Consider the following 22,394-nt stretch of genomic DNA (forward strand, 5'->3'; position numbering starts at 1 on the left):
TTTCCTCGTTCCATGGCCTCGTCTTCCCAAGCTCCCCTGCGCGTCCTGACCGGCATCACGCCCTCCGGCACGCCGCACCTCGGCAACTACGTCGGCTCGATCCGCCACTCGGTGCGGCAAAGCGTCGCGCCCGGTGTGCAGAGCTTCTTCTTCCTGGCCGACTACCACGCGCTCATCAAGGTGCAGGAGCCGGCGCTCATCCAGCGCTCCACCCTCGAGATCGCCGCCAGCTGGCTGGCCTGCGGGCTCGACCCGGCGCGCGTCACCTTCTACCGCCAGTCGGACATTCCCGAGATCCCCGAGCTCACCTGGTTCCTGACCTGCGTGACCGGCAAGGGCGTGCTCAACCGCGCGCATGCCTACAAGGCGCAGCTCGACAAGAACGTGGCCAAGGGCGAAGACCCCGACGCCGACGTCACGGCCGGCCTGTTCATGTACCCGGTGCTCATGGGCGCGGACATCCTGATGTTCAACGCGCACAAGGTGCCGGTGGGCCGCGACCAGGTGCAGCACATCGAGATGGCGCGCGACATGGCGCAGCGCTTCAACCACCAGTACGGCGAGCACTTCACGCTGCCCGACGCCGAGATCGACGACGCCGTCGCCACCCTGCCCGGCCTCGACGGCCGCAAGATGAGCAAGAGCTACGGCAACACGATTCCGCTGTTCGCGCCGCGCGCGCAGCTGCAAAAGCAGATCTCCAGCATCGTGACCGACTCGCGCGCGCCCGGCGAGCCCAAGGACACCGAAGGCTCCGCCCTGTTCCAGATCTACCAGGCCTTTGCCAGCGCCGAGGAAACCGAGGCGCTGCGCAAGGCGTATGCCGACGGCATCAGCTGGGCCGACGCCAAGCACACGCTGTTCGAGCGCATCGACCAGGAAGTGGCCCCGCTGCGCGCGCGCTACGAAGCGCTGATGAACGACCCCGCCGAAATCGAGCGCATCCTGCTCATCGGCGCCGACAAGGCCCGCGCGCTGTCGAAGCCTTTCATGACCAGCCTGCGCCACGCCGTGGGCCTGCGCAACCTGGCCGCCGGCAAGGACAAGGCCGGGGCCAAGGCGGCGAAGGTCGCCAGGCCGAGCTTCAAGCAGTACCGCGAGAAGGCCGACGGCCTCTTCTATTTCAAGCTGCTGGACGCGCGCGGCGAAACCCTGCTGCAGAGCCGTGGTTTCACATCGCCGCAGGAAGCGGGCCGTACCATCGCGCTCTTGCAGGCGCAGCGCGGCGAGGCCCTGGCCTCGCTGGCCGCCCAGCTCGAACCCATCGACACACAAGGAACACGCGCCGTCACCGAGGCGCTGGAGGCACTGGCGGAGGCAACGCCCACCAACCCAGGGAGTTGACCCGGAAGAGCCCATCGGCCATCCGCTGGTGAGCAGGAAACAGAGAGAGAAGACGGTGCGATCACAAAGGAAGAAAACATGAGCATTTATGTCATCGACGACCACCCCCTGATGCGCGACGCGATCGTGATGGTCCTGCGGCGCCTGCGCCCGGCCGAGAACATCGTCGAACTCGAGCGCCTCGACAAGCTGGCGGGCTCCGTGCAGCAGCGTGGCGCCCCCACGCTCTTCTGCCTGGACCTGAAGCTGCCCGACACCAACGGCGTGTCGGGCGTGATCGCGGTCAAGCAGGTCTACCCGAACGTGCCCATCGCCGTGTACTCGGCCGCTCCCGCGGCCGACATGGAAGACGCCTGCATCGAGGCCGGTGCCGACACCTACATCGAGAAGTCGGCCAGCTCCAACGAGCTGGCAGCCGCCCTGCGCGGCCTGCTGATGGCCGGCTCGGAAGAGGAAACCGACGACGCCCCGGCCGCCAACAGCGGCAAGCTGTCGAAGCGCCAGACGCAGCTCATCGCCATGCTCGACAAGGGCATGAGCAACCGCGACATCGCCACCGACCTGGAAATCAGCGAGCACACGGTGAAGGTCCACCTGTGGCGCCTGTTCCGCCGCCTGGGCGTGAAGAGCCGCACGCAGGCGCTGCACTACGCGCGCACCAACGGACTGCTCTCGGGCTGACCTCCGTTTCCGAAAATGAAAAAACCGCGCAGTGCGCGGTTTTTTTATGGGTGGCCGCCCTGGCCGCTCACCCGCCGCCCGACGCCGTCACCCGCGCCTGCGCCACCGCCTCGTCGGCGTCGTGCAGCGCCACGCGGAACACGCTGCCGCTGCCCAGCCGCGAACGCACGCTCACCGGGTGCCCCAGCACATGCGACAGCCGCGCCACGATGGCCAGGCCCAGGCCGAAGCCGTCGGACGTGCCTGCATGGTCGGCCACCTTGTAGAACTCCAGGAACACGTCGCGCAGGTGCTCGGGCGCAATGCCGATGCCCGTGTCCCACACCTCCACGCGCAGGCCTTCGCGCGTGGTGCGCGCGGCCAGCAGCACGCCGCCCTCGGTCGTGTACTTGATGGCATTGGCCAGCAGGTTGCCGATCATGCGGCGCACGCGAATCGGGTCGGTCAGGAACGAGCCCTCGCACACGTGCACCCGAAAGTCCAGGCCGCGGCTCTCGGCCACCGGGCGGTATTGCAGCTCCAGGTCGTGCAACAGCTCGGGCACGTCCACGCGCTCCACGTGCAGGCGCACCTGGCCCGAGTCGATGCGCGCCAGGTCGAACATGGAGTCGAACAGCGCGTTCACCGCGTGCGTGGCGCGCACGATCTTCGGCGCCAGCTCGAGCACCAGCTCGGGCTCGTTGCGCAGCCAGTCGGCGTACAGCGACAGCGCCAGCACCGGCTGGCGCATGTCGTGCGCGGCGCTGGCCAGAAAGCGGTTCTTCATGGCCACCGCCGACACCGCCGCCTGCCGCTGCTGCGTGAGCGACTTGATCAGGATGTGGTTGTGGAACAGCAGCTCCAGGCTGTTGCGCGCCGTCTCGTAGATGTGCCGGCCGGCGCGCAGCAGCAGGAACCAGTGCAGCACCGGCAGCACCGGCATCAGGTAGCCGTACTGGAACTGCGGGTGCTGCATCTGCAGCGTGACCATGCGCACCACCACCGCCCCGAGCATGGTGATGAACAGCGTGTTGACGTAGCGCTTGAGCAGCGGCGGGTGCAGCGCCAGCCCGTTGAGCGGGAAGGTGCCCACGCCGGCCACGATGAGCCAGCTCATGAACTGGTTGACCTGCGGCGAGCGCTCGAAGAACAGCATCACCGAGAAGCCCCAGACCACCGCGCTGGTGCTCCAGACGAAGCCGTAGCGCTCGGTGAACTGCTGCTGCGCCACCGCGCTGCGACCGGCGTAGCGCACCGCGTACACGCGCGCACCCCAGGCGCGGCAGGCCGTGGCCAGAATGCCGGCCACCAGCCAGGTGAACAGCTCCCAGCGGGCCGCGTAGCCCCAGTTCAGCCCGACCATGGCCGGCATCAGCAGTGCCGACACCAGGTACGAGCCCTTCGCGGAGCGCATCAGGCTGCGGATGAGCTCGCCGCGCACCCACGATTCGGCCTCGTCGGCCGAGGCCGGGGCGGGGGTCATGCTGGCGATCGACGCATTGGCCATAGGGCGCACGGTCCTCGTTGATCAGGCGAAAAAGAAAGCCCCGGTCGCTCTGGCCCCGGGGCGCGAAAGCGGCGAGTTTACCGGTCAGTTCGCCATTGTTTCACGGGGTAACAATCGATCAACCCCCATGAACGCCCGCCGAAATAATCCCGGGCCGCCCGGGCTCGGGCTTCGCGCCCATCCCGACCAGCCCGACTACCATGGCGCGTCCTCTTCGCCACACCTGCCCCGACATGCTGAACAACCTGACCCCCTTCCTCATCCACTGGGCCATCACCGCCGTTTCGCTGTGGGTGGCCAGCCACCTTTTTCGCGGGCTCAAGTTCGACAGCACCGGCGCGCTGGTGGTCTCGGCGTTGCTCTTGGGGCTGGCCAACGCGGTCGTCAAGCCGCTGCTGATCGTGCTCACGCTGCCGCTCACGCTGGTGACCTTCGGGCTGTTCCTGCTGGTCATCAACGCGCTGATGATCCTGCTGGTGGCGGCGCTGGTGAAGGGCTTCCGGGTGTCGGGCTTCTGGACGGCGCTGTTCGCGAGCATCTTCATCTCGCTGCTGAGCATCGTCATCGGCTCGTTCGTGACGAGCAACGACCCGGCCGAGAAGGTGCAGATGCCGCAGAGCGGCAACTGGCTCTGAGCGCCTGAGCAGTTCTAGGCCAGCACGGCGCCGTCGCGCAGCAGCGCCTCGCGCAGCGCCGCCACCGGCACCGCGCGCACCTGCGCGCCGCCCATCCAGCCTTCGCTGTCCGCCTCTTTCACCGCCATGGCCGCCGCAATGCCGGCCGCGTGCCCGACGGCCATCGAGATCGTCATGACCCGTATCGCCGCCAGCGCCTCGTGGCTGGCCGAAATGCCGCGCCCCACCCCCAACGCGTTGTCGAGCGTGCTTGGCACCAGGCTGCGGTACGGAATCTGGTACGCGTGGTCGGCGTCCATCGGCACGTAGTGCAGCGCGCCGCCCTGTGCCGGATGAATGTCGATGGGGTACGCCCCGGCCGCGATGGCGTCGTCGAACTGCACGGGTTCGAGCAATTCACCGGCCGTGAGCACATGGTCGCCTTCCACCCGCCGCGTTTCGCGCACGCCCACCTGCGTGGCGAAGGCGCGCAGCCGGCCCTCTTGGCAGCCGGGCACCGACGCCGCAAGGAACGCCGCGGCCTTCCATGCCTGCCGCCGCCCTTCGATCTCGGCCGCGCCCAGGGCCATGGGGTCGGTGGCGTCGATGCCCAGGCGGCTGATGTTGAACCAGCCGTCGTCCGAGTACGGGTCGCGGCTCGAATGCAGCGCGGCGCGCGCCAGCCCGCCCTGCGCGTAGCCCTGTGCGGCCAGCGCGGCCAGTTCGGGCTTGGTCAGCGCGCCGAAGCGTTCGAAGTCGATGGGCCCGAAGCGGAACATCATCGTGGCGGGCTGCAGCGCCTCGCCGTCGCCCAGGTCGAGAAAGCGCGCCCCGGCCTGCTTCAGCGCGTCCATGTCGCCCGACGCGTCGACCAGCACGCGCGGTCGCAGTTGCAGCACGCCGCCCTTGGTCAGCACGCGCAGGCCGACGACGCGCCTGGCGACGCATTCGACGTCGAGCAGGTTCGCATGCAGCAGCGGCCGCACGCCGGCCTCGGCCACCATGTCGTCGAGCACCAGCTTCAGCACTTCGGGCGCGTACTCGACGCGGTCCATGTGGTGGCCGGTGGACATCACGAAGCGCTCGTGCTCGCGCGCCCCGCCGTAGCGCCGCAGCCGCGCGACCACTTCGTCGGCCAGGCCCGCCACCACCTTGCGGCCGTTGCCGGTCTGCCAACTGTTGAACTGCGCCACCGCGCCGGCCGTGGCGTTGCCGCCCAGGAAGCCGTAGCGCTCGACCAGCACGACCGAAGCGCCCTGCCTGGCGGCCGCCACCGCCGCCATGGTGCCCGCCACGCCGCCGCCGCAGACGACGACGTCGGCTTCCACGCTGTGGCTGTTGTTGATGTCTGTGTTCATTTCAGTGGGTCGCTGCTGTGTCTGTTTGCTTTACCTGGTTCGGTCGTTGTCGTCCGGGGCGGGTGATCTGCAATCAACGACTGCACTGCCCAACGATCACGCCCTGGACAACGAACCCAGAAACCTAGTTATCGATCTGAATCCCGCGGCTCTTCACCACCTGCCCCCACCGGCCCCCTTCGGCCTTCAGGTACTGCGCAGTGGCCTCGCGGCCCCGTGTGAAAGTTTCCAGGCTCAGCGCGTCGAAGCGCTTCTTCACCACCTCGGACTGCAGCGCCGCCGCAAGCAGCTTCTCCAGCCGCGCCAACCCGTCCGCCGGAATGCTGCCCTTGGGCGCGACCAGCGTGGCCCAGCCTTCCACTTCCAGGCTCTGCAGCTTCAGGCTGCGAAAGGTCGGCACGCTCGACAGCTCGGCCACCGGCTGCGCCGACGACACCGCCAACGCGCGCAGCCGGCCCGAGCGGATGTGCACGATCACGCTCGGCAGGTTCAGGAAGCCCATCGACACCAGCCCCGAGATCAGGTCGGGCATCAGCGCGCTCTCGCCCTTGTAGGGCACGCTGACCAGCGACGTGCCCGTCTCCTGCGCGAACAGCTCGGCCGTCAGGTGCGCCAGCGTGCCCGTGCCGCTGTTGCCCGCGCTCAGCTTGCCCGGCTGCGCCTTGGCCTGGGCCACCAGGTCGGCCACGGTCTTCGCTTTCGATTCGGCCGGCACCACCAGCACCAGCGGCTGCTGCGAGACCATGCCGATGGCGTCGAAGTCGCGTGCCACGTCGTAGGTGAGCTTGGGGTTGAGCGAGGGGTTGATCACCATGCTGTTGCTGCCCATGAGCAGCGTGTGGCCGTCGCGGCTTTGCAGCGCCGCCGCCACGCCGATGGCGCTGCCCGCGCCCGGCTTGTTCTCCACGATCACCGCCTGGCCCAGCTGCGGCGCCAGCACCTCGGCCAGCACGCGCGCCGAACCGTCGGCACCGCCGCCCGGCGCGAAGGGCACGATGATGCGCACCGGCTTGGTGGGCCAGGCATCGGCAGCCGCCGCGTTGCCGGCGTGCATGCCGGCGGTGGCGGCCAGCGCGGCGGCCGACAGCATGGAAAGCGCATGCCTGCGGGTAACGCCAGCGGTAACGCCAGCGGTGATGCCAGGGGTTATGCCAGGGGAGGCGCTGCTCGTGATGCCACGCAGGGCGGTAGCTGAAACCATGTCTCGTTGCCTCTTCGGTTTTTGTGCAGGAAAGAGCCCTGATCGTAGAAAGCACCCGCCCGCGCCGCAAATACCAACATATCGCAAGCCCATAACATCGCGTTATCGAACAACGCCATCGTGCGGGGCCAAGTCATGAACCTCCGACAGATCGAAGTCTTCCGCGCCGTCATGCTCGCCGGCTCCGTCACCGACGCGGCGCGCTCGCTGCACGTGTCGCAGCCGGGCATCAGCCGCATGCTGTCGCACATCGAATTGCAGCTCGGGCTTCGCCTGTTCGAGCGCCGCAAGGGCAAGCTGCTGGCCACGCCCGAGGCGCAGGCGCTGTTCGCCGAGGTCGAGCAGGTGTACCGCGGCGTGGCGCGCATCGACGACTGCGCGCAGGCGCTGAAGGACGGCAAGATGCTCACGCTGCGCGTGCTGTGCAGCCCCAGCACCGGCCTGGACATGGTGCCGCGCGCCCTCACCGCGCTGGGCGAGGAATTTCCGGCGGCGCGCATCTACTTCGAGGTGCTGCTGGCCAGGGAGATGGTCAAGCGCCTGGCCGCGCACGAGGCCGACGTGGCCATCTCCACGCTGGCCATCGACGACCCGCTGCTCACCGCGCGGCCCATCGGCCAGTGGACGCTGGCCGGCGTGTTCCCGCGCGGCCATGCGCTCGAGGCACGGCGCACGCTGAGGCCTGCCGACATCCTGGGCGAACGCATGATCGCCTTCAGCCCCGACACGCCGCAGGGCCGCATCATTGCCGACTGGTGCGTGCAGCAACGCTGCGAGCCCGACGCGCGCATCGAGGTGCGCGCCGGCCAGAGCGCCTGCGCGATGGCCGCGGCGGGCGCGGGCGTGGCCATCGTCGACGATCTCACCGCGCGCGGCTGCATGACCGACCGGCTGAGCTTCAGGCCGATACAGAAGGCGCCCTCCTTCGACATCTTCGCGGTGACCAACGACAACTTCGCGCCCTCGCTGCTGGCGGGCCGCTTCATCGCGCATGCGCAGGCGGCGCTGCGGCAGCTGAAGAAGGAGCGCACCTGAATCTGCGGCGCCATCCCATGTTCTGCCGAGAGACAGCACGCGCAGGCTGAATATCATCCGGCCCATCCGGCCACCCCACCGGCGAAAGACAAGTCCCATGAAGATCGCCTTCACCTCCTGCATGAACTTCGAAGCCGGGCCCGGCGGCGACCAGCGCGTGTGGAACCGCATCGCGCAGGAGCAGCCCGACTACCTGTTCCTGCTCGGCGACCAGATCTACATGGACTTCTTTCCGCACCTGGAAGAACCCAGGCAGTGGTCGGACGCGTACTTTCGCCAGGCCATGACCGACAAGTACACGGCGCAATGGAACACGCCGGGCTTCAAGGAGTTGTTCGCGGCCATGCGCGATCGCCAGGGCCCGCAGGGCGGCGTGTACGGCACCTGGGACGACCACGATTTCGCGTGGAACAACGCCAGCGGTTCGCAGGTGAGCGCCACGAAGAAAGGTATTTCGCGCGAGCTGTTCGCACGCTTCATGCAGATCGACCCGCCGGTCGAAGGCATCTACTACTCCATTCCCCTGAGCCATGCGGGCGAGCGGATCGGGCGGGCCATCTTCCTGGACACGCGGTGGTACAGCCAGGAGCCGGGCGACGAAAAGCGCCTGCTCGGCGAAGCGCAGTTCAAGTTTCTCGAACACGAACTGCAGCAGGAGCAAGGCCTGGTGCTGCTCTGTGCCGGCATGCCGATCCGCGCCACCGGCAATGGATGGATGCGCTACCGCGACGACTACGCCCGGCTGCGCCAGCTCATCTACATGCGCAACATCGTCTTCCTGTCGGGCGACATCCACGAAAACGCCTTCCTGCCGCCCGCGGGCGCCACGAAGATGTTCGAGGTGATCTCCTCCGGCGCCTTCGTCACCAAGTACAAGCTCGTGGGCAAGCGCGAGAACTTCGGCATCCTCGACTACACGCCCGAGCGCACGGACATCAAGCTCTACGACATCCACGGGCTCGAGCACCACAACGTGATCGACAACGCCACGTTCGAGCACCAGGAAATCAGGTAGCCGGGGCTGCCTGCTTCCCTTGCGCCCCCGCCCTGCCGGGGCGCATTCAGATATCGGTAACCCAGGCACGTCGAACGTCTGCCGCGGGGGTGTTCTTCACTCTTGCACGTGCGGCTGTCCAAGGTATCCTCCGCTGCACTGCAGGTGCCGTTTACAAGGTATCGGTACCTGCCGCGCAGTGCATTGCACCAAGACCCCAAGGACAGCCCCTTTGCCCTCGACCAAAGCCCCCGCCCCCCTCAGCCGCCCGGCGACCATGGCCGACGTGGCCGCGCGCGTGGGCGTGTCGAAGATGACGGTGTCGCGCGCGCTCAACCGCGGCGCCAGCAGCGACCGCGTCACGTCCGAGGCGCTGCGCCAGCGCATCCTGCAGGCCTGCGAGGAGATGGGCTACGTCATCGACCAGACGGCGCGCACCTTCTCCAGCAAGCGCTCGGGCTTCATCGCGGTGCTGATCCCGTCGCTGAACAACTCCAACTTCTCCGAGACCGCGCAGGGCATCACCGCCGCGCTGGAGGCGCGCGGCCTGCAGGTGCTGCTGGGCTACACCGACTACCGCGTGGAAACCGAAGAGCGCCTGCTGCGCGCCATGCTCGCGCGCCGGCCCGAAGGCGTGATCCTCACCGGCGGCGCGCACACGCCCGCCGCCCGCGCCATGCTGCAGGCCGCCGGCGTGCCCGTGGTCGAGACATGGGACCTGCCGGCCACGCCCGTCGAGCACACGGTCGGCTTCTCCAACGCGGAAGCGGCCGCGGCGATGGTGCGGCACCTGCACGGCAAGGGCTACCGGCGCATCGCGTACATCGGCGGCACCTCGAACCGCGACACGCGCGGCGCGGACCGCCAGCGCGGCTATGCGCAGGCCATTCGCGAGCTCGGCCTGCCCGACGGGCGCGTCATCAGCTTCGGCCAGCCGCCGATCTCGATGGCGCAAGGCGGCGAGGCGGTGGCGCAGCTGGTTCGCCAATGGCCGGACGTGGACGCGGTGCTCTGCGTGTCCGACCTGTCGGCCTTCGGCGCGCTGATGGAATGCCAGCGCCAGGGCTGGAGCGTGCCGGGCCGCATCGCGATCGCGGGCTTCGGCGACTTCGAAGTGGCGCGCGCCTGCCATCCGCGCATCACTACCGTAGCGGTCGATTGCGTGGGCATCGGCAAGGCCGCGGGCGAGCTGCTGCTGCGGGTGATCGACGGCACGCGCGAAGGGCATCGGCCGCCGGCGGAAACGGTGCTGATCCCGTTCCACATCGAGCAGCGCGAAAGCTCCTAGACACCCGTCGCACCCGTCCCACCCCTCGATAGAGGCGCCCGGGCTGAGGCGGGCACGCGCGCCTGCCCCAGCCGCTCCGCGCGCAACTCGCGCACGCCGCGCCCCAGGCGGCGGCGCAGCAGCGTGCGCAGCGTCGCCGAGTCGGCGTAGCCGACCTCGGTCGCGATGCTGTCCAGGTCGCGGCCCAGCGCCACCAGCTGCTGCGCGCGCTCCACCCGCAGGTCCTGCACGAACGCGAGCGGCGACTTGCCCAGCACGGCCTCCGTGCGGCGCTGCAAGGTGCGTGTGCCGACGGCCAGCGCGCCCGTCGCTTCCTGCAGCGAGAAGCCGCGGCTCAGGTTGTCGCGGGCCCATCGCTCGAAGCGCGCGATCAGCGGGTCGGCATGGGCCAGGTGGTCGGGAATGATGTACTGCGCCTGCGACGAGCGCCGGTCGATCAGCAGGAACCGCGCGACGAGCGCGGCCAGCTCGGGGCTGGCCTGGCGCACCAGCCACAACGCCAGGTCGAGGTGGCCCATGGCGGCCCCGGCCGTCACCACGCGCCGCGAGGCGGCGATCATGCGCGACTCCTCGAGCCGCACCTGCGGATAGCGTTGCCGAAAAAACGGCGCCAGCGACCACGTGGTGGTGGCCTCCCCGTGGTCGAGCAGGCCGGCCTCCGCGAGCAGGAAGGTGCCGATGCACGCCGCCGCGATGCCCACGCCCTTGGCGTGCCACGTGCGCAGGTGCCGGCGGGCCTCGCGCGCGTCGGGGCGGTCCAGCGCGGCGGCCAGCGAGTCGGGCTGCCTGGCGTTCATCGCGGGCACGAACACCCAGTCGGGCCGCTGCACCGCCGCGGCGGGCTGCACCGAAACCGAGAAGCCCTGCGCGGTGCGGATGCGCCGGCGCATGCCGACCAGCTCGACCTCGAAGGGCGGCGCGGCAAAGCCCTGCGCGGCGGCCAGCTCGTTGGCCGTGGAGAGGATGTCGAGCACCGCCGTAAGACCGGTGTCGAACACGTCGTCCAGCGCGAGCACGCAAATCTTCATGTCGCAAACACCTCTATTAATGTCATTTACGACTATAGCCCGCGACGGGTGCGCTGCCTACACTGCGGCGCACAAGCCATCCTGCTTGCAGGCTTTCAATCGATCCGCCGACGGAACCAGGCCCCTCATGACACTCACACCCGAACTCTTCTTCCTCACCCTGGTGGTGCTCGCAACGGCGCTGATGTGGGTGCCCTACGTGGTCGCGCGCGTTCTGGGCCAGGGCCTGGGGCGCACGCTGGCCAACCCCGCTGCGTCGAACCCGCCGCTGCCGGCCTGGGCGCAACGCGCGCGCCAGGCCCATGCCAATGCCATCGAGAACCTGGCGGTGTTCGCGCCGCTGGTGCTGGTGGCCCACGCCGTGGGTGCCGGCAGCCCGGCCACCGTGTTCGCGGCGCAGCTCTACCTGGGGGCGCGGCTGGCGCACTACGTGGTCTACGCCGCGGGCATTCCGGGCGTGCGCACCCTGGCCTTCCTGTGCGGCTCGGCGGCCACGCTCGTGTTCGCGTGGGTGCTGCTTGCGCGCGTCTAGCCCGACTCAATCAACCGGAGAACACCCATGAACCAAGCTGCACGAACCATCGACAACGCCATCCAGGGCAGCGTGCTCGACACCATCGGCGACACGCCGCTGCTCGCGCTGCGCCACGTCGTTCCCGCCAACGGCGCGCGCGTCTTGCTGAAGCTGGAAAGCCGCAACCCGACCGGCAGCATGAAGGACCGCATCGCGCTCGCCATGATCGAGGCGCCCCGCGCCGACGGGCGGCTGCAGCCGGGCGGCGCCGTCGTCGAGTACACGGGCGGGAGCACCGGCGTGTCTCTGGCGCTGGTGTGCGCGGTGCTGAAGCATCCGCTGCACCTGGTGTCCTCCGACGCCTTCTCGAAGGAAAAGCTCGACCACATGCGCCTGCTGGGCGCGCAGCTGACGCTGGTGCCCAGCGACAACGGCAAGCAGACCGAGCGCCTGACCCGCGACATGATCAGCGAGGCGCATCGCATCGCGCAGCGCACCGGCGCCTACATCACCGCGCAGATGGAAAACCCCGACCAGCTGCACGCCTACACGCGCATGGCCGGCGAAATATGGGAGCAGACGGGCGGGCGCATCGACGGCTTCGTGCAGAGCGTGGGCACGGCCGCTTCGCTGCGCGGCATTTCGCAGACGCTGCGCGAGCGCGACGCGCGCATTCGCGTGGTGGCGGTGGAGCCGGCCGAGTCGGCGGTGCTGTCGGGCGGGCCCTCGGGCGCGCACAAGATCGACGGCGTGGGCGCGGGCTATGTGGTGCCGCTGTGGCACGACCGCATCGCCGACCACATCGAGCGCGTGTCCACCGACGAGGCGAAGGCCATGGCCTTTCGCCTGGCGGCGGAGGAAGGCCTGTTCTGCGGCACCTCGACCGGCGCGAACGTGACGGCCGCCCTGCGGCTGGCCGAACGCCTCGGGCCCGATGCCACGGTCGTGACGATCATGTGCGACACCGGCATGAAGTACCTGAAGGCGTTCTCGCAGCATCTGGACCACTGAGCCCGGACCACTAAACCTGGTCTGCCGGGCCCCGCAACCCCGGACCGTCAGGCCGCCACCGGGTCCGCGAAATCGATCAGCACCTTCATCGCCTTCTGCCGGTCGCTCGCCAGCTCGAAGGCGGCGCGCGCCTGCAGCATCGGGAAGGTGTGAGTCACCACCGGCGACAAATCGACGCGCCCTTCGTTGATGAGCTTGACCGCCAGCGCGAACTCCGCATGGAAGCGGAACGAGCCGCAGATGCTGAGCTCCTTGGCCACCACCATGTTCTGCGGAATGCTCACGTCGCCGCCCAGGCCCAGCTGCACGACCACGCCGCGCGGGCGCATCACCTCCAGCCCGTCGCGCAGCGCGCGCTCGTTGCCGGAGCATTCGAGCATCACGTCGAAGGTGCCCTTGTCGGGCGAGTAGCGCGACACCCACTCCTTGTCTTTCGCGACGTTGATGACCTGGTCGGCGCCCATGGCGCGCGCAATGGCCAGCGGCTCGTCGACCACGTCGGTGGCGGTGATCTCGGCGGCGCCGTGCGCGCGCGCCGCCGCAATGGCCAGCACGCCGATGGGCCCGCAGCCCGACACCAGCACGCGCTTGCCCAGCAGCGGGCCGGCGCGCGACACGCCGTGCAGGCCCACCGAAAACGGCTCGGCCAGCGCGGCCAGGCGCAGCGGCACGTGCTCGGCCACCTTCACGCACTGCGTGGCCTCGCACAGCAGCATGTTGCGAAACGCGCCCTGCACGTGCGGCGTGCGCATGGCGCTGCCGTAGAAGCGCATGTCCAGGCACTGGTTGGGCAGCCCTTCGAGGCAGAACTTGCAGGCGCCGCAGGGGCGGCTGGGGTTGATGGCCACCTTGTCGCCGATGCGCACGTTCTGCACGCCCGGCGCCACCGCCACCACGGTGCCGGCCACCTCGTGGCCCAGCACCATCGGCTCCTTGATGCGCACGGTGCCGAAGCCGCCGTTGTGAAAGTAGTGCAGGTCGGAGCCGCAGATGCCGCCCATGCCGACCTTCACCAGCACCTGGCCGGGACCGATCTCGCCGGCGTCCTGTTCGTCCAGGCGCAGGTCGTCGGGCGCGTGGATCACGAGGCACATGCAACGCAAACGCATGATGTTTCTTCTTTCAGTTCGGGTTCGGGTTCGGGTTCAAGTTCGTGTTCGGCTCAGGCCACGGGCGTGACCAGCGGCTGCCCCGCGAAGTGGGCCTCCAGGTTGCGGCGCACCAGCTCGCCCATGGCGCGCCGCGTCTGCTCGGTGCCGCTGCCCTGGTGCGGGGTGAGCACCACGTTGTCGAGCGCGGCAAAGCGCGGGTCGATGCGCGGCTCGTTCAGGAACACGTCGAGCGCCGCGCCGGCGATGCTCCTCTGCTCGAGCGCCTGCAACAGCGCGCTTTCGTCGACGGTGGTGCCGCGCGACACGTTCACCAGCCAGCCCCTGGGGCCCAGCGCCTTCAGCACCTGCGCGCCGACGATGCCGCGCGTGGCGTCGCCGCCCGGCAGGATGACGATGAGCACGTCGCACCAGTCGGCCATGGCCTCCAGGCTGGCGAAGTGGCGGTGCGGGCTGTCTGCCTTGGGGCTGCGGCTGAAGTAGCCCAGCTCCACGTCGAAGCCCGAGAGCCGCCGCGCGATGGTGCCGCCGATGCGACCGAAGCCCGCGATGCCCACGCGCTGGCCGAACACGCGCGTGGCCAGCGGCACGCCGCCCTCGGCCCAGGCGCCGCTGCGCACGAAGGCATCGCCCGCCGGAATGCGCCGCTGCAGCGCCAGCGTGAGGCCCACGGCCAGGTCGGCCACGTCGCCGTTGAGCACGTCGGGCGTGTTGCTCACGCGAATGCCGCGCGCGCGGCAGGCAGCCAGGTCGATGGCGTCGGTGCCAACGCCGTAGCAGGCGACGAGCTCCAGCTTCGGCAGCGCCGCGATCAGCTCGGCGCTGGCGCCCAGCTCGCCGCGCGTGGCAATGGCGCGGATGCTGCCGGCGTGCTCGGCGATAAAGGCGGCGCGGTCGGGCGCCTCCCAGAGCCGGTGCAGCGTGTAGGCGGACTGCATCGGCGTCATGTCCCATTCCGGGTAGGTGCCGGTCATGAGCACGTGCGGGGCGTTGGCATTGGCGGTCAAGCGGGTGTCTCCTGGGGAAGCGAAGCGGGAAATGGGCACTGGGCCAAAAAAGATACCGGTAACTTTAACTGACTGCAGACGAGAACGCCATCACAGGTTTCACCGGTTGACGCCGCTCAAAGATACCGGTAACTTACGCCGCCATCCGCTGACGTTTCCATCCAGCAGCGTCACCAGCGTCACCCCGCGCCAACCTTCGCCCAGGAGCTTCCGCCTTGAAACTGTTCGATCTTTCCGGGCGCACCGCCCTCGTCACCGGCTCCAGCAAGGGCATCGGCTTCGCTCTGGCCGAGGCGCTGGGCAACGCGGGCGCCCGCGTGGTGCTCAACGCACGCGATGTCGCCTCGCTGAACGCCGCGCGCGACGCGTTGCGCGCCAAGGGCATCGCGGCGGAGGCCGCGGCCTTCGACGTGACCGACGCCGCCGCGGTGGAAGCCGGCGTGGCCGCCATCGAGTCCGGCGTGGGCGCCATCGACATCCTGGTGAACAACGCCGGCATGCAGCACCGCGGGCCGTTCGCCGAGTTCCCCATCGACGCGTGGCACAAGATCACCACGACCAACATCGACAGCGTGTTCCTGGTCGGGCGCTTCGTGGCGCAACGCATGATCGAGCGCAAGCGCGGCAAGATCATCAACGTGTGCTCGGTGCAGAGCGAGCTGGGCCGCCCGGGCATCGCTCCCTACGCCGCCACCAAGGGCGCGGTGAAGATGCTCACCAAGGGCATGGCGATCGACCTGGGCAAGTACGGTATCCAGGTCAACGGCCTGGGCCCGGGCTACTTCAAGACCGAGCTCACGCAGGCACTGGTGGCCGACGAGGCCTTCACGGGCTGGCTGTCGGGCCGCACGCCGGCCGGGCGCTGGGGCGACGTGGAAGAGCTGGGCGGCGCGGCCATCTTCCTGGCCTCGGACGCCTCCAGCTTCGTGAACGGGCACATCCTGTACGTGGACGGCGGCATCACCGCGAGCCTCTGACCACCACCACCGCCGCCACCGCCATGGACCTGTCGCAATGCCACGACCGCGCCTGAGCGTGGTGGTCATGGGCGTGTCGGGCACCGGCAAGAGCAGCGTGGCCGCCGGCCTGGCGCAGCTGCTGGGCGTGCCCTGGATCGACGGCGACGACCTGCACACGCCCGACGCCGTGGCACGCATGCGCGCCGGCCAGCCGCTGGCGGATGCAGACCGCTGGCCCTGGCTGGACCGCATCGGCGCCTGCCTGGTCGACGCCACAGCCGCGCCGCATGGCGTGGTGGTGGCCTGCTCGGCGCTGCGGCGCGCCTACCGCGACCGGCTGCGCGCCGCGTCGCCCGCCCCCCGGTGCTTGCAGTTCGTGTTTCTCGACGGCCCGCCCGCGCTCATCCGCCAGCGCATGACGCAACGCAGCGGCCACTACATGCCGCCCGCGCTGCTCGAAAGCCAGCTGCAAACCCTGGAAGCACCCGACGCGAGCGAAGCCGACGTGCTGCATGCCCGCATCGACACGCCGGTCGCGCGGATCGTGGCGGAGGTGGGCGCGCAGCTGTTGCAACGCACGGCAAGCGACCCCACGACCAAAGTTTCGGCATGACCGCAGGTTCCCGCATGAAGATTTCCAACACGAAAGACACACCCATGTTCATCCGCTGCGCGTTCTTCAAGGGCCAGGTCAAGGCCGGCATGCAGGAAGCCTTCGAGCGCCATGTGCACGACAAGCTGGTGCCGCTGTGGACGCGCTTTCCGGGCGCGCTCGAGGTGCGCGTGCTGCGCCAGCTCGAAAGCGACGTGAGCGACCCCGAGCTGGCGATGGTGCTGTCGATTCGCTATGCGAGCCGCGAGGACATTGCCACGGCGCTCGACTCGCCCGTGCGCTACGAGAGCCGCGAGGTCTCGAAGAAGCTGTTCGAGATGTTCGACGGCACCGTCTTCCACACGGTGTTCAGCGCCGAGGAGTTCGCGATCGCGGCATAGGCTTGGGCTTAGGCTTCACCGGCTTCTTTTCGGATGCCTTGCCATCCAGGTCCGCCAGCTCCCACACGCCACCCGCCGCGGACTCGAGCGCGTGCGCGCTGTTCACCAGCCCGATGTGCGAAAACGCCTGCGGAAAATTGCCCAGCTGCCGCTTGCCGACCGGGTCGTATTCCTCCGCGAACAGCCCCAGGTCGTTGCCCAGCGCCAGCAGCCGCTTGAACAGCGCGCGCGCCTTGCGCAGCTTGCCCATGGCCACGTACACGTTCGACAGCCAGAAGCTGCAGGCCAGGAAGGCGCCCTCGCCGCCCTCCAGCCCGTCCACGCCCTTCTCGGTGCGGTAGCGGTACACGAGGCCGTTGAAGATCAGCTCCTTCTCGATGCGCGCGATGGTGCCCTGCACGCGCGGGTCGTGGATCGGCAGAAAGCCGATCAGCGGCATCCACAGCAGGGCCGCGTCCACCGTGTCGGCGCCGTAGTACTGCACGAAGGAATTGCTCGCGGCGTCGTAGCCGCGCGCGCACACCTCGGCGTGGATCTCGTCGCGCACCGCGCGCCATTGGTCGATGGGGCCTTCCAGCCCGAACTCGGTGGCGCTGGCGATCATGCGGTCGAAGGCCAGCCAGCACATCATCTTGGAGTGCACGAAGTGGCGCGGCTCGCCGCGCACCTCCCACAGGCTGCAGTCGGGCTCCTTCCACAGCACCATCAGCTGCTTGGCGATGGCGCGCTCCAGCGGCCACACCTTGTCCATCTCCGACAGGCCGGCCTTGCGCCCCGCGTGAAAGGCCGCGATGACCGAGCCGTACACGTCGAGCTGTCGCTGCCCGTGCGCGCCGTTGCCGATGCGCACCGGCCGGCTGCCCTCGTAGCCCGGCAGCCAGCCGAGTTCCAGTTCGGTGAGCGAGCGTTCGCCGTGCAGGCCGTACATCACCTGCAGCTCTTCGGGTGAGCCGCCGACCGCGCGCATCAGCCACCAGCGCCAGGCGCTGGCCTCTTCCACGTAGCCCGAGGCCAGCAGCGCATAGAGCGTGAGCGCGGCGTCGCGCAACCAGCAGAAGCGGTAGTCCCAGTTGCGCTCGCCGCCCGGCAGCTCGGGCAGCGAAGTGCTCGGCGCGGCGACGATGCCGCCGGTGGGCTCGTAGGTGAGCGCCTTGAGCGTGAGCAGCGAGCGCATCACCGGCTCGCGGAACTCGCCCTGGTAGCCGCTGCGCCCGGTCCACTCGCTCCACTCGGCCACGGTGCGGGCCAGCAGCGCGCTGGCGTCGCGCGTGACCGGCGGCGTCTGGTGCGAGGGAAACCATTCGAGGCAGAACGCGATCGACTGGCCCGCCGACACGCTGAAGTCGGCAAAGCTCGCGAAGTTCTCGTTGACCAGCGGCACGCCCGAGTTGACGCGCACCGCGTCCGGCCCGGCCGTGGCGTACACCGCGCCGTCGCGCCGCTCCACCCACGGGCACCACTCGCCGTAGTTGAAGCGGATGCGCAGCTCGGTGTGCATGGCGACCGTGCCGCGCACGCCCCGCACGATGCGCACCACCTCGTGCGTGCCGCCGGGGCCGGGGCGCGGCATGAAGTCGGTGACGGTGGCGGTGCCCTTGGCGGTGTGGATGGTGGTTTCGAGCACCACCGTGCCCGGCAGGTAGCGCCGCGTGACGCGCGCCCTCGGGTTCTTCGCGCGCAGGGTCCAGTGGCCGTTGCGCTGGTCGCCCAGCAGGCTGGCGAACATGGCGGCGGAATCGAAGCGCGGCAGGCACAGCCACTCGATGTCGCCGCCGAGGTGCACCAGCGCGGCGCTGTGGGTGGAGCCGATGAGCGCGTAGTCGCCGATGGGGCGATGGGCGTGCAGCTTGCGCGACCTGGATACCAGCTTGGAAGGCGGTTTGGGCGACGGCTTGGGCAGCAACCTGGGCGATGGCTTGGCCGTCGACTTGGACGTCGGCCTGGCAGACGCAGGCGCGCTGGCGGCGGACTTGGGGGTGGAGGTGGCGGTCTTTGGCAAGGGTGAAGGGTCGTGCTTCTTGGTCCTGCCGCGCGACGGAGAGCGGCCCGAAGCCTTGCCGGACAAAGCCTGATCGCAGCGCCCTGCGGATTTGTTCGCGGTCTGCCGCTGATTTTTCAGGCAGCAAAGACTTGTTCACCATTGTTTGCAGAGCGAGCACCCACCGCCTCGCAGACTGCGCCGACCTTTTTTCCCCTAAGCCGGAATTCATAGATGGCGCATGCACACCCGACCTCTTCATCAGCGATTTCTCTAGAGACATCCAGCGAGTCCAGCCTCGACCACATCGAGGACGCGCTGGCCGTCCTCCAGGCACTGGGCCCCGACGGCATCGCCGGCTTGCGCCGCCCGATGGGCGTGCTGATGTACCGCCTGGGCAAGCTGCTGTGCGCGGACACAGCGCCCACGCAGCCGATCGCCGTGCTGCTCGAGCAAGACCTGGAGCGCAGCCTGCTGCTCTACCCGGACCTGAAGTGGCAAGAGGCCGGCCTGCGCGGCGCGCTCGACGTGCTGGTGCGCGTGCTCGACAGCCTGGGCCGCTACGTGGCCGATGCACCCGATGAACCGGTCACGGGAGACGAAACCAACCCACCGGACACCTTTGGCCGCCCACTGCCCTTCCTGCCGCTGTTCCACGCGCTGGCGACCCTGGCGCTGGCCTTTCCGGTGCGCGCCGACTCGCGCCGCTACGAGCCGCAGCCCGGCGAGGAATCGGTGCTGCATGCCGGCGGCGACGACAAGCCCAAGGTGCGCCAGGACGCGCACCGCAGCTTCGCCACGCTGCTGGACGCCTGCGACTACCAGGCCGGCTGGTGGAACGCGCCTTTCAAGTCGGAGCTGGCCTTCGCGGCCAGCGGCATGCCCTACATCGGGAGCCCCTCGCCGCGGCCCGCGCGCAAGGGCGACTGCCATTGGCGCAAGCCCAAGGGCAGCCTGTCGCCGGACTTCGCGGTGGTGCCGACGGTGCCGCCCGCGTCGCACCCCAGCCATGCGTCGAGGGTGGCGCATGCGGTGGAGCTCAAGCTCACGGCCGATTCGCTGGGCTTGAACCAGAGCCAGAACCACATCGACCTGTTCGGACGCGACCGCTTCCACCTGCTGTACGCGCCGGAGTTGCAGACGCCGTCTCCGTTGTCGCCCTTGGAACTCGACGGCTGGATCACCGCCCTGCGCACCGATGCCAACGCGACCGCCACGGTGGCGCCGCAGCATGCGGCCGGGCTGTTCCAGACGCCAGCCACCTGGCGGCTGGCCATGTCCGCCTCGGCGTTCTTCCACCTTCGCTCGAAGGCCGACGTCGGGCGGCTGGCCACGCTGCTGCCGCAGCTGCACGACGAGTTCCAGCAGCTCACCGGCCACGCGCTCACCCGCTACATGGGCTTTCGCAGCGGCGCGGTCGCGCGCAAGGGCCACGCGCAGGAAGACATCGAGGCGCAGTACCTCAAGCACGCTGACGACATCGTCTCGCTGCAGGGCTTCGACGCGCCGACGAAGGAGAGCTCGTCGCGCTTCGAGTTCCAGGCCGTGGCGCAGTTCCGGCGCGCGCGCATGCCGCGGGCCGCCGCGGGGCTGGACTGCCTGGCGCTTCACTTTCCGCTGGACTTCTGGGCCGCGCATCACAACGAGGTGCGTGCGTGGTGGCTGGGCGCGCTGCAGCGGCTGCAGGCCGTGCAGGCCTACATGGGCCTGGGCATCGGCCGCCCGCCGGTGCTGGAGCGTTACCCGCTGCAGCACACGGCCGAGTTCGCGCTGGCGCGGCGCTTTCTCGGGCTCGATGTGGACAAGCCCTTCTTCATGCGTTCCAGCCGGCCCGACGGCATGAGCCTGGAATGCGGCATGCGCACGCCGGGTTTCGGCGTGCTGGTGAGCGGTGAGTTCGCCACGCGGCTGGGCGGCACGGACGCGTTGCAGCGTCGGCTGCAGAAGGTGCCGGGCATGCGCCTGCAGCCCTGCATGGACGGCGGCGGCCTGTGGATCGAGGCGGGCGATGCACCGGCGCTGTACCCGGTGGAAGAAGGCGTGCCCCGCCACCTGCGCGCGCTGGCCGAGGCCTTGATCCCCGTGCGGCTCGACAGGCTGTGGATGACCAGCTATCCGCCGAACGCCGCGAGCGCCGACATCTTCACGCCGGCGTCATCCGCGCTCTGGCTGCAGCGCTTCGACACGGCCAGCCAATGGCCGCGCGAGCTGGACGCAGGCCGCGCTACAGCACGTCCTTGAGCTTGGCGCGCAGCCGGCTGATCGCCTGGCTGTGCAGCTGGCACACGCGCGACTGGCTCACCTCGAGCACGGCGCCAATTTCGCGCAGGTTCAGCTCTTCCTCGTAGTACAGGTTCAGCAGCAGCTGGTCGCGCTCGGGCAGCGCCGAGATCGCATCGACCAGCTGGTGCCTGAAGCCGCTTTCCAGCAACTGCTCCAGCGGGTCGTTGCCGCTGCGCCGGTCCTTGCGCGACTCCTGCGAATGCGCGTCCAGGAACGGGTTGTCGGCATCGTCCTTGGTGAAGTCTTCGACGTACAGCAGCTGGCAGCCCTGGATCTCCTGGAGCAGCGACTGGTACGCCTCCAGGTCCATCTTCAGTTCCTTGGCGATCTCGCCTTCGGTGGGGGCGCGCCCGAGCCGGTGGCCCAGCGCGTGAATGGCTTTCTCGACGCCGCGCGACGACTGGCGCAGGCCGCGCGAGCCCCAGTCGTTGGCGCGCAGCTCGTCGAGCATGGCGCCGCGGATGCGCTGGCTGACGAAGGTCTCGAACTGCGCGCCGCGGTTGTCCTGGTAGCGGCTGGAGGCGTCCAGCAGGCCCAGCATGCCGGCCTGGATGAGGTCGTCCAGCTCCACGCTGGCGGGCAGCTTGGCCATCATCTGCAGCGCGATGCGGCGCACCAGCGGTTGATGCTGCGCCAGCAGGTGCGATTTCTCGATGGTTCCCTGTGCGGTGTACACGGCCGTCCTTTTCCGTTGGGGGGTCGGCGGCTCAGGCGGCCTGGAGCGGCATGGCCGCGCGCCAGGGCCAGCGGCCCATGTCGTCGGCCAGCCGGCGGAAGTCCACGGCCGCCGCGCTCGCGGGAAAGGCCTCGGCAATGGTCTGCTTCAGCCGCCAGGCGTCGGGGATGCGCGCGTCGAAGCGCACCATGCCGGCCGGCTGCAGCGACAGCGCCAGGTAGCGGCTGCCGGCGTTGGCCAGGTTGTTCATGATCTGCTGCGCGGCCTCGGTGTCGACCACGCCGTTGATCAGGAAGCGCAGCTGCTTCAGCCCGTGCGCGTAGTGCAGGTTCTTGATGCCCGCGTAGGCCGAGGTGATCGACGCCGGGTGCGGCTTGAGCACCAGCAGCAGGTCGTCCGCGGCGCGCGCCAGCGGCGACAGCCGCCCCTCGCTGTCGAAGGCCGCGTCCACGATGACCACGCCGTCGGGCCACAGCGCGCGCGGGTCGGTGTCTTCGGGCGCCACGCCGGGCGGCGCGGGCAGCACGTGCACGCCGCAGTCGGCCCGCACCTCGGCGCCGTCCAGCGTGAGGCGGTGGCTGGCCACGTCGGCCAGGCTGCCCAGCGGGTCGATGGCCCAGACCTCGCAGGCCGAGCCTTCCTTCGGGCAGTGTTCGTCCAGCAGCAGCACATGCTTGCCCTGCTGCACCAGGGCCACGCCCAGGTTCATGGCGGCGGTGGTGCCGCCGGCGCCCTGCCCCATGCCCGCCACGGCGACCACGCGCGTGGGCTTCGGCGCCAGCAGGCGCCGCAGTCCGTCGGCCTGGTCGGCAACCAGCTTGCTCATTCCGTCCTC

The 22,394-nt window shown here is 69.4% G+C and carries 21 protein-coding genes; 12 read left to right on the forward strand and 9 right to left on the reverse strand.

Annotation, left to right across the window (positions count from 1 at the left end; all coding sequences use genetic code 11):
- The first annotated feature begins 12 nt into the window (after positions 1-12).
- Entirely contained in the window at positions 13-1,344 is a 1,332-nt protein-coding gene (locus AB6807_RS22040) for a tryptophan--tRNA ligase (protein ID WP_371086246.1), read from the forward strand.
- Positions 1,345-1,422: 78 nt separating this feature from the next.
- On the forward strand, positions 1,423-2,025 hold the full coding sequence (locus tag AB6807_RS22045) for a response regulator transcription factor (protein WP_116911012.1): 603 nt from the start codon (positions 1,423-1,425) through the stop codon (positions 2,023-2,025).
- Positions 2,026-2,092: 67 nt separating this feature from the next.
- Here AB6807_RS22045 and AB6807_RS22050 read toward each other — a convergent pair whose 3' ends face one another.
- Positions 2,093-3,487: a sensor histidine kinase gene (locus tag AB6807_RS22050; protein WP_371086247.1), complete on the reverse strand. Its 1,395-nt coding sequence runs from the start codon at positions 3,485-3,487 to the stop codon at positions 2,093-2,095.
- Positions 3,488-3,744: 257 nt separating this feature from the next.
- On the opposite strand from AB6807_RS22050, the gene AB6807_RS22055 reads away from it, so the two are divergent.
- Entirely contained in the window at positions 3,745-4,146 is a 402-nt protein-coding gene (locus AB6807_RS22055; protein WP_116911010.1) for a phage holin family protein, read from the forward strand.
- A gap of 14 nt (positions 4,147-4,160) precedes the next feature.
- On the opposite strand, the gene AB6807_RS22060 is transcribed toward AB6807_RS22055, so the two are convergent.
- A complete protein-coding gene (locus AB6807_RS22060; RefSeq protein WP_371086248.1) occupies positions 4,161-5,483 on the reverse strand; it encodes an FAD-dependent oxidoreductase in 1,323 nt (440 codons plus the stop codon).
- Between the two features lie 124 nt (positions 5,484-5,607).
- On the reverse strand, positions 5,608-6,573 hold the full coding sequence (locus AB6807_RS22065) for a Bug family tripartite tricarboxylate transporter substrate binding protein (protein ID WP_371086249.1): 966 nt from the start codon (positions 6,571-6,573) through the stop codon (positions 5,608-5,610).
- Positions 6,574-6,819: 246 nt separating this feature from the next.
- Between AB6807_RS22065 and AB6807_RS22070 the strand changes: the two genes are divergently transcribed.
- The 3 genes from AB6807_RS22070 to AB6807_RS22080 all read left to right on the forward strand — a co-directional run bounded on the left by AB6807_RS22070 (position 6,820) and on the right by AB6807_RS22080 (position 10,001).
- Complete coding sequence (locus AB6807_RS22070) at positions 6,820-7,719, forward strand: LysR family transcriptional regulator (RefSeq protein WP_165840390.1); 900 nt, start codon at positions 6,820-6,822, stop codon at positions 7,717-7,719.
- A gap of 97 nt (positions 7,720-7,816) precedes the next feature.
- Positions 7,817-8,734 carry an alkaline phosphatase D family protein gene (locus tag AB6807_RS22075; RefSeq protein WP_371086250.1) on the forward strand — a complete coding sequence of 306 codons (918 nt, stop codon included), beginning with the start codon at positions 7,817-7,819 and terminating at the stop codon, positions 8,732-8,734.
- A 256-nt stretch (positions 8,735-8,990) separates the two neighbouring features.
- Positions 8,991-10,001 (forward strand): LacI family DNA-binding transcriptional regulator, encoded by a 1,011-nt coding sequence (locus AB6807_RS22080; protein ID WP_116911005.1) that lies wholly within the window; start codon positions 8,991-8,993, stop codon positions 9,999-10,001.
- On the opposite strand, the gene AB6807_RS22085 is transcribed toward AB6807_RS22080, so the two are convergent.
- Entirely contained in the window at positions 9,998-11,029 is a 1,032-nt protein-coding gene (locus AB6807_RS22085; RefSeq protein WP_371086251.1) for a GlxA family transcriptional regulator, read from the reverse strand. The two genes, AB6807_RS22080 and AB6807_RS22085, sit on opposite strands and share 4 nt — an antisense overlap.
- Before the next feature lie 127 nt (positions 11,030-11,156).
- Here AB6807_RS22085 and AB6807_RS22090 point away from each other — a divergent pair, with 127 nt between their 5' ends.
- Positions 11,157-11,561 (forward strand): MAPEG family protein, encoded by a 405-nt coding sequence (locus AB6807_RS22090; protein ID WP_371086252.1) that lies wholly within the window; start codon positions 11,157-11,159, stop codon positions 11,559-11,561.
- 27 nt (positions 11,562-11,588) lie between these two features.
- The gene (locus AB6807_RS22095; protein ID WP_371086253.1) at positions 11,589-12,554 is read left to right on the forward strand and encodes a PLP-dependent cysteine synthase family protein; all 966 of its coding nucleotides are present in this window, start codon (positions 11,589-11,591) and stop codon (positions 12,552-12,554) included.
- A 47-nt stretch (positions 12,555-12,601) separates the two neighbouring features.
- Here AB6807_RS22095 and AB6807_RS22100 read toward each other — a convergent pair whose 3' ends face one another.
- Both AB6807_RS22100 and AB6807_RS22105 read right to left on the reverse strand, forming a co-directional pair.
- Entirely contained in the window at positions 12,602-13,663 is a 1,062-nt protein-coding gene (locus AB6807_RS22100; RefSeq protein ID WP_371086254.1) for an L-idonate 5-dehydrogenase, read from the reverse strand.
- 53 nt (positions 13,664-13,716) lie between these two features.
- The gene (locus AB6807_RS22105; RefSeq protein WP_371086255.1) at positions 13,717-14,670 is read right to left on the reverse strand and encodes a 2-hydroxyacid dehydrogenase; all 954 of its coding nucleotides are present in this window, start codon (positions 14,668-14,670) and stop codon (positions 13,717-13,719) included.
- Between the two features lie 215 nt (positions 14,671-14,885).
- On the opposite strand from AB6807_RS22105, the gene AB6807_RS22110 reads away from it, so the two are divergent.
- The 3 genes from AB6807_RS22110 to AB6807_RS22120 are packed head-to-tail and all read left to right on the forward strand — an operon-like array spanning position 14,886 to position 16,622.
- A complete protein-coding gene (locus tag AB6807_RS22110; protein WP_371086256.1) occupies positions 14,886-15,647 on the forward strand; it encodes an SDR family oxidoreductase in 762 nt (253 codons plus the stop codon).
- Between the two features lie 37 nt (positions 15,648-15,684).
- Positions 15,685-16,242 (forward strand): gluconokinase, encoded by a 558-nt coding sequence (locus tag AB6807_RS22115; RefSeq protein ID WP_371086257.1) that lies wholly within the window; start codon positions 15,685-15,687, stop codon positions 16,240-16,242.
- Between the two features lie 44 nt (positions 16,243-16,286).
- Positions 16,287-16,622, forward strand: a complete 336-nt coding sequence (locus tag AB6807_RS22120; protein ID WP_371086380.1) for a hypothetical protein — start codon at positions 16,287-16,289, stop codon at positions 16,620-16,622.
- On the opposite strand, the gene AB6807_RS22125 is transcribed toward AB6807_RS22120, so the two are convergent.
- Positions 16,591-18,489 (reverse strand): glycoside hydrolase family 15 protein, encoded by a 1,899-nt coding sequence (locus AB6807_RS22125; RefSeq protein ID WP_371086381.1) that lies wholly within the window; start codon positions 18,487-18,489, stop codon positions 16,591-16,593. The genes AB6807_RS22120 and AB6807_RS22125 overlap by 32 nt on opposite strands.
- Before the next feature lie 345 nt (positions 18,490-18,834).
- On the opposite strand from AB6807_RS22125, the gene AB6807_RS22130 reads away from it, so the two are divergent.
- Complete coding sequence (locus tag AB6807_RS22130) at positions 18,835-20,841, forward strand: type VI immunity family protein (RefSeq protein ID WP_371086258.1); 2,007 nt, start codon at positions 18,835-18,837, stop codon at positions 20,839-20,841.
- Here AB6807_RS22130 and AB6807_RS22135 read toward each other — a convergent pair.
- Together AB6807_RS22135 and AB6807_RS22140 are read right to left on the reverse strand one after the other, a co-directional pair.
- Positions 20,825-21,559: an RNA polymerase sigma factor FliA gene (locus AB6807_RS22135; RefSeq protein ID WP_116910994.1), complete on the reverse strand. Its 735-nt coding sequence runs from the start codon at positions 21,557-21,559 to the stop codon at positions 20,825-20,827. The two genes, AB6807_RS22130 and AB6807_RS22135, sit on opposite strands and share 17 nt — an antisense overlap.
- A 31-nt stretch (positions 21,560-21,590) precedes the next feature.
- Positions 21,591-22,385, reverse strand: coding sequence for a flagellar biosynthesis protein FlhG (locus tag AB6807_RS22140; protein WP_116910993.1), 795 nt, complete (start codon positions 22,383-22,385; stop codon positions 21,591-21,593).
- Positions 22,386-22,394 lie beyond the last annotated feature (9 nt).

The organism is Variovorax sp. RCC_210, from assembly GCF_041355175.1.
Lineage (GTDB): Bacteria > Pseudomonadota > Gammaproteobacteria > Burkholderiales > Burkholderiaceae_C > Variovorax.

Coding starts and splice junctions, on each gene's coding strand:
- AB6807_RS22040 (WP_371086246.1), top strand. CDS start 13: ATGGCCTCGTCTTCCCAAGCTCCCCTGCGCGTCCTGACCGGCATCACG.
- AB6807_RS22045 (WP_116911012.1), top strand. CDS start 1,423: ATGAGCATTTATGTCATCGACGACCACCCCCTGATGCGCGACGCGATC.
- AB6807_RS22050 (WP_371086247.1), bottom strand. CDS start 3,487: ATGACCCCCGCCCCGGCCTCGGCCGACGAGGCCGAATCGTGGGTGCGC.
- AB6807_RS22055 (WP_116911010.1), top strand. CDS start 3,745: ATGCTGAACAACCTGACCCCCTTCCTCATCCACTGGGCCATCACCGCC.
- AB6807_RS22060 (WP_371086248.1), bottom strand. CDS start 5,483: ATGAACACAGACATCAACAACAGCCACAGCGTGGAAGCCGACGTCGTC.
- AB6807_RS22065 (WP_371086249.1), bottom strand. CDS start 6,573: ATGCTGTCGGCCGCCGCGCTGGCCGCCACCGCCGGCATGCACGCCGGC.
- AB6807_RS22070 (WP_165840390.1), top strand. CDS start 6,820: ATGAACCTCCGACAGATCGAAGTCTTCCGCGCCGTCATGCTCGCCGGC.
- AB6807_RS22075 (WP_371086250.1), top strand. CDS start 7,817: ATGAAGATCGCCTTCACCTCCTGCATGAACTTCGAAGCCGGGCCCGGC.
- AB6807_RS22080 (WP_116911005.1), top strand. CDS start 8,991: ATGGCCGACGTGGCCGCGCGCGTGGGCGTGTCGAAGATGACGGTGTCG.
- AB6807_RS22085 (WP_371086251.1), bottom strand. CDS start 11,029: ATGAAGATTTGCGTGCTCGCGCTGGACGACGTGTTCGACACCGGTCTT.
- AB6807_RS22090 (WP_371086252.1), top strand. CDS start 11,157: ATGACACTCACACCCGAACTCTTCTTCCTCACCCTGGTGGTGCTCGCA.
- AB6807_RS22095 (WP_371086253.1), top strand. CDS start 11,589: ATGAACCAAGCTGCACGAACCATCGACAACGCCATCCAGGGCAGCGTG.
- AB6807_RS22100 (WP_371086254.1), bottom strand. CDS start 13,663: ATGCGTTTGCGTTGCATGTGCCTCGTGATCCACGCGCCCGACGACCTG.
- AB6807_RS22115 (WP_371086257.1), top strand. CDS start 15,685: ATGCCACGACCGCGCCTGAGCGTGGTGGTCATGGGCGTGTCGGGCACC.
- AB6807_RS22120 (WP_371086380.1), top strand. CDS start 16,287: ATGTTCATCCGCTGCGCGTTCTTCAAGGGCCAGGTCAAGGCCGGCATG.
- AB6807_RS22130 (WP_371086258.1), top strand. CDS start 18,835: ATGGCGCATGCACACCCGACCTCTTCATCAGCGATTTCTCTAGAGACA.
- AB6807_RS22140 (WP_116910993.1), bottom strand. CDS start 22,385: ATGAGCAAGCTGGTTGCCGACCAGGCCGACGGACTGCGGCGCCTGCTG.